Here is a 6,015-nt window from a genome sequence, read left to right on the forward strand (position 1 = left end):
CCCTGGATCTGGACGGGCGGCCGGCCAACCAGAAGGGCGACTGCCAGGGCGGCGGCGCGGCCGATGCGGGGACCTACGAATACAGGCCAGCCGGCTGCTGAAACGCAACGGCGTGGCGGCGCAGCAAGGAACTAGCGCTGGTGCCAGGGTGTCCGGGCGGCCCGGCGGATGTTACACAGTCGCAACTGCCGGGACACCCATGCGAAATCGTCCCGGGGTCATACTTGAAGTGCGTCCTCCCGGGGACGATTCGCATGCAGGCATTGGGGACTACTCGAAGGACCGCGCCGATGCCCACACCGCTCAACCAGGCCCTGGCTGACTCTGCGCTTCTCACCAAATCCCTCCCGCTGGGCCTGCTCCGCGCTTTCGTGCAGACCAACGCGGCCGACGACGGGCTCACGCCGCAACTGCTGGCTGAGCTCAAGATCCTGGCCCGCACTCCTGGGCTGCTCGTGGCCTGCAACTACGGCGGCACGCTGTGCGCGGCAGAAGGCATTTCCACCGAGACCCTGCCGCTGGGCAGCGCGGCGATCGCGTTGAGGGCCCTGGCAGCCCTCCCGAACACGCACGCGGCTGTCATCTCCGGGCGGTCGCTGCGGGATCTGGCCGCCGTCTCACGGCTCCCCGCGGAGGTACACCTGGTCGGCTCGCACGGCGCGGAGTTCGACATGGGCTACGCCCACGGGCTGTCCCTCGCCACCGAATCAGTGCTGCAGCAGGCCAGCCAGGCACTCGCCGAAACCGTTGGCGCCTACCGGGGCATCAGCATTGAGCGCAAGCCGGTCGCCGTATCGGTGCACACCCGCCCGGCCGGCCCGGACATCGTCGCACTGGCCACCTCGAAGGCGGAGGAGATCGCCCGGGCGCACGGGCTGCATTTCGTCGTGGACGGCTCGGTGCTGGATCTCTCCGTGGTGGAACCGTCCAAGGCCTCCGCGCTGGAGCACCTGCGCTCCATGCTAGGCGTGAGTGCCGCCCTCTACGCAGGCGACGCCTCCAGCGATGAGCTGGCCATGGCGACGCTGCGCGGGCCGGACATGGCGCTGCGCGTGGGGGAGGGGCCCAGCGTGGCAGCCCACACGCTCCGGGACCCGGAGTCGTTCGCCCGCGTCCTGGCGATCCTGTTCGAACTGCGGCGGGCGTGGCTGTTCGGCGAGGATGCCGTGGGGCTGGAGCGGCACTCCATGATCGGCAACGGCTCGTCCACCGCCCTGATCACCCCGGACGCGAAGATCTGCTGGATGAGCCACCCGCTGCCGGACAGCGGGTCGCTGTTTGCCCATCTGCTCGGCGGCGATGCGGCGGGGCACTTCTCCGTGGAACCGGCGAAGGCCTCGCAGGTCCTGGGCCAGCGCTACGTGGACAGCACCATGATCGTCGAAACCCGCTGGGCCGACGTCACCGTGACGGACTACCTGGAGCCGGCCCCGGACGGCATCACCAGCCTGGTCCGGGTGCTGTCCGGCACCGGCACGGCCCGGGTCGTCTTCGCCCCGCGGCCGGACTACGCGAATGCCCCGTTCAGCATGGAGGCGCGCGGAACTGAACTGCACGTCGTGGGAACCGCGGATCCGATCATTCTCCGGGCTCCCGGCGTGGCCTTTGCCATCACCTCCGACGGCCGGCACGCCACGGCCACGGGCGACGTCGATCTGCGGGACGGACCGGTGGTCCTCAACCTGCGCTGCGGCGACACGGAACCTCAGCCCGCGATGCCGGATGATGAGACCGGGCGCCGCGCCGCCGTCGCCCATCACTCCCGGCGCTGGGTCAACGAGCTGCAACTGCCCGGCGTGAAGCCGTCGCTGGTCCGTCGGTCCGCGCTGGTGCTCCGGGCGCTGGTCCATGAACCCACCGGCGCTGTGCTGGCCGCGCCCACCACCTCACTGCCGGAGGGAATCGGGGGCACCCGCAACTGGGACTACCGGTACTGCTGGCTGCGGGACGGGTCCATGACCGTCAACGCGCTCGTGGACCTGGGCTCCACGGCCGAGGCCGAGGGATTCCTGGCGTGGCTGGGCCGGATCCTGGCCCACGCCCCGGGTCCGGAGTGGCTCCATCCGCTCTACTCCGTGACCGGGGCGCCGCTGTCCACCGAGGCCATCATCGAGAGCCTGCCCGGCTACGCGGGATCCCGCCCGGTGCGGATCGGGAACGCCGCCGACCACCAGGTGCAGCTGGACGTGTTCGGCCCGATCGCCGAGCTGATCCACGCCCTCAGCGCCCGCCAGGGCATGCTCTCCGACGGGCACTGGGACCTGCTGGTCCAGATGGCCGCCGCCGTGCTGGCCCGCTGGCACGAGGCCGACCATGGCATCTGGGAGGCCAGGCGGGCGCCGCGGCACCATGTCTACACGAAGGTGATGTGCTGGGTGGCGCTCGACCGGGCGCTCCGCACGGCCGCCCGGCATGGCCGGGAACCAGTGCCGGCCTGGGAGCCCACGGCGGCAAGGATCCGGGAGGAAGTCCTGCACGAAGGCTGGGACGAGACGGCGTCCTCCTACACCGTGGCGTACGACAGCCCGGACCTGGACGCAGCCGTGCTGCACATCGGACTCTCCGGCCTGCTGGACGTCAACGACCCCCGCTTCCTGGCCACCGTCACGGCGGTGGAGCGGGAACTGCGGGTGGGGCCCACCGTTTTCCGCTACAGGTACGACGACGGACTGCCGGGCCTGGAGGGCGGCTTCCACATCTGCACCACCTGGCTGATCGAGGCCTACATCGCCGTGGGCCGGATCGAGGAGGCCTGGGACCTCTTTGACCAGCTGGTCAACCTGTTCGGCCCCACGGGGCTGCTGCCCGAGGAATACGACCCCGGCACGGAAACCCACCTGGGCAACCATCCCCAGGCGTATTCGCACCTGGGCTTCATCCGCTGCGCCCGGCTCCTGCACGAGCACCAGAAGAACTGACCACCCGGCCCGGGGACGGGCCGGCCGCCGCTATTCGCAGCCGACGCCGTCCCCGTCCCGGTCCAGCCTGCGGCTGTACCCCGGCTGGCCGACGCGGATGGGCGCCGCGCCGGCCGCACGGACCGCGGCACAGTTCGCGTACGCCACGCCGGCCGCCGGTGCCGGTGCCGGTGCTGGCGCAGGTGCTGGCGCAGGCGCTGGCGCGGGTGCTGCTTGGGCCGGAGCGGCTGCCGGCTGGGTGGCGGGGGCCAGGGCGTTCGGGCAGTTCGACAGGACCCGGGCCATGGCGTCGTGCTCGGCCTGGGTCACCCAGAGCCCATAGCTGGATTTCACCGAAATCTGGCGGGCGACGTAGTTGCAGCGGTAGGACTTGTTCGGCGGCAGCCAGGTGGCGGCGTCGCCGTCGCTCTTGCTCTGGTTGGCCGGGCCGTCCACCGCCAGCAGGTTCAGGGGATCGTTGGCGAAGGCCAGCCGCCGTGCCGGGCTGAGCTGCTGCGCGCCCTTCTGCCAGGCGTCGCTGAGGGCCACGACGTGGTCGATCTGGACGGCGGTGCTGGTGGCATTGCCGCGCAGGAAGTGGATGGCGACGGCCGTGTAGGGGTCGGCCAGGACGCCGGAGAGCACCACGCAGTCCCGCGTCCCGGGCCGGAGCGCGACAGAAGTAAGGTCGCGGCGGAGCACGTCGTTGCGGGTATCGCAGCCGTTGTGATCAACGTCGGACCAGGCCGGCCCGAACTGGTCGCGGGAATAGCCCGTCTTGGGGGCGCGGCCCTTGACGGGCAGCGTGGCCAGTACCGCGAGGGCCTTGCCCGCCAATGCCGGCTGCCGGGGCGCGGCGGCCGCAACATCGGCGCCGGCAACTTCGATGCCTGAAGCTTCGGCACTGGGAACTTCGGCACCGGGAACTTCGACACCGGGGGTGGCGTCCGGATCCAGCGGAGCGCTGTCCGTGCCGGCTGACGCAGTGGCGGGGGTAGCCGTGACGACGGGGAGGACGCCGTTGCCGGCGGCCGGGGGAACAGTACCCGGGCCGGAGCACGCTGACGTCGCCACCAGCAACAGGCCCGCCCCCCCACGCGCGATCCAGTCGACCGCACCGATCCTCGGGCTGCGGGCGCTCATGCCTTGGGCGCCGCTGGACTGGTTGTCGCTGGACTGGATGCTGCCTGATCGCGTGCTGAGCAATTTTCCCCCACCTCATGCTGGCGCGCCGGGTATCCGGGCGCATAAGACCGGCCCCAGCCTACCGGTCCACACAGCAACGCGGGGTCACATCAGGCCCATGCCGGGCCCCACCATGGGCGCTATGTGACCCCGCGTTGGCTCTCCGACGGAGTCAGCGGACCCCGGGGCGGGAGGCCGAGAAGAGAGCCGGCGCTCCGCCGTCGCCGGTCGCGAGGTCGGCCAGGATCCTGCCCACGACCGGCGTGAACTTGAAGCCGTGCCCGGAGAAGCCGGCGCCGATGACAACCGGCCCGATCCGGTCCAGGACAAAGTTCTCATCAACGGTGGTCGTGTAGGTGCAGCTGATGTCGGTGAGGGAGTCGGCGTCGACCCCGGGCAGCCAGTCCCGGGCGTAGCGCTGCAGGGCCGCCCGCTGCTCGGGCTCCGGTGCGAAGCTCCGCCGGTCCGGGTCCACCACCGGGCCCACCCCGTGCCATCCGGCCTTGATCCCCTCGCCCGGTGTTTGCATGCCGTAAACCGGCGAACGCCAGTACGCGTACGCGTCCCCGTGGCCGGGCATGTGGTTGAACCCCGGCCACTGGGCGCCCTCATCGGTGATGGCGAAGTGTGCGGGTTGTTCCTGCGTGACCGTCAGCCGGGGCAGGGGCGCGACCCCGGAGAGCAGTTTCGTGGTCCAGCCGCCGGCGGTGACCACTGCCTGCCTTGCGGTGAGCACCTCGCTGCGGCCCCCGGCCTCGAGCGTGAGCCGGACGCCGTCGTCGAGGACATTCAACTCGAGGACCTTCACATGATGGCGGATCTCGGCGCCGAGCCCGGCGGCGAGCCGTTGCAGCGCCGGCAGTGCGGCGTCCGGGTTCAACTGGCCGCCATCCGCCATGTGCAGCACGCGCGTATCGAAACGGATGCCCCGCCAGCGCCCGGAGGCTTCCCCGGCGGAGAGGAACTCCGCCCGGAGCCCGGCGGCAAGCAGCGCGTTCCGGATCTCGGGCAACCGCGGATCGGGGCCGTGGTTTACGACGCCGGTGCGCGCCAGCAGCCGCTCGCCGGCGTCCGCTTCGAGCTCCCGCCACAGCCCGGCCGCCTCTGCCAGCATGGCGACGTAGTCCGGATCCGCGTAGCCGGGGTTGAAGTTCCGGGTTGTGCCGTGGGAGGCGCCGTTGCGGTGGCCGGGACCGAACTGCTCCAGCAGGGTCACCTCCCGGCCGCGCCGGGCCAGCGCCCACGCGGCGGCCGAGCCCATCGCGCCGCCGCCGATGACCACAGTGTCCAGGGTTGTTTTCAAGGGTCCTCCTCCGGGTTTGGTGCCGGTCCGCCGATCCCGTTCAGCCGAGCCCGGCTGCCCGGCGAGGTCAGGCCAGCAGCAGGGCCACGCCGATCATGGCGGGCACAGCTACCACCGTAGTGATCAGCACGGTGTCCCGGGCTACCGTTACGCCGGTGCGGTAACGGCTGGCCGCGACAAACACGTTTTGGGCGGTGGGCAAGGCGGCCGTGACGACGGCGGCAAAGAGCGCCTGTTCCTGCATGCCGAGGACAAAATGGGCAAACAGGTAGGCCACCAGCGGGTGGACAACGAGCTTGAAGAAGCTCGCCAGCAGGGCGTCCAGCCGGCGTCCGGCGGCCGCCTGCAGCGGCTTGGAACCGTTCAGGCTCATGCCGAAGGCGATCAGCATGGCCGGGATCGCGGCCCCGCCAATCAGGTGGATGGGCTCCAGGATCAGCGGCGGTACCGTCCAGCCGGTTGCGGCCACGAGGAGCCCGAGTCCGGTGCCCACGATCATCGGGTTGCGCAGGATCATGAGCACGAAACTCAGGGGCGTGGTGCGGTGCGAGCTGGTGGTGGCGTCCAACGCCATGAGGAACAACGGAGTGAAGAAAGCCAGCTGGAAGATGAGCAGGGGTGCCACATAAC

The 6,015-nt window shown here is 70.9% G+C and carries 4 protein-coding genes; 1 reads left to right on the plus strand and 3 read right to left on the minus strand.

What is annotated here, in order from left to right; genetic code table 11:
- Positions 1-290 precede the first annotated feature (290 nt).
- Positions 291-2,918: a trehalase-like domain-containing protein gene (locus tag LQV45_RS15915; RefSeq protein WP_230007877.1), complete on the plus strand. Its 2,628-nt coding sequence runs from the start codon at positions 291-293 to the stop codon at positions 2,916-2,918.
- Between the two features lie 30 nt (positions 2,919-2,948).
- Here LQV45_RS15915 and LQV45_RS15920 read toward each other — a convergent pair whose 3' ends face one another.
- The 3 genes from LQV45_RS15920 to LQV45_RS15930 form a co-directional block, all read right to left on the minus strand.
- The gene (locus LQV45_RS15920; protein WP_230007878.1) at positions 2,949-4,103 is read right to left on the minus strand and encodes a DUF1524 domain-containing protein; all 1,155 of its coding nucleotides are present in this window, start codon (positions 4,101-4,103) and stop codon (positions 2,949-2,951) included.
- 151 nt (positions 4,104-4,254) lie between these two features.
- Positions 4,255-5,385, minus strand: coding sequence for an FAD-dependent oxidoreductase (locus LQV45_RS15925; RefSeq protein WP_230007879.1), 1,131 nt, complete (start codon positions 5,383-5,385; stop codon positions 4,255-4,257).
- Between the two features lie 67 nt (positions 5,386-5,452).
- Positions 5,453-6,015: AEC family transporter (locus LQV45_RS15930; RefSeq protein ID WP_230007880.1), on the minus strand; the 563-nt coding region annotated here is incomplete at its 5' end.

The sequence above is a fragment of the Microbacterium sp. Bi128 genome (assembly GCF_918698205.1).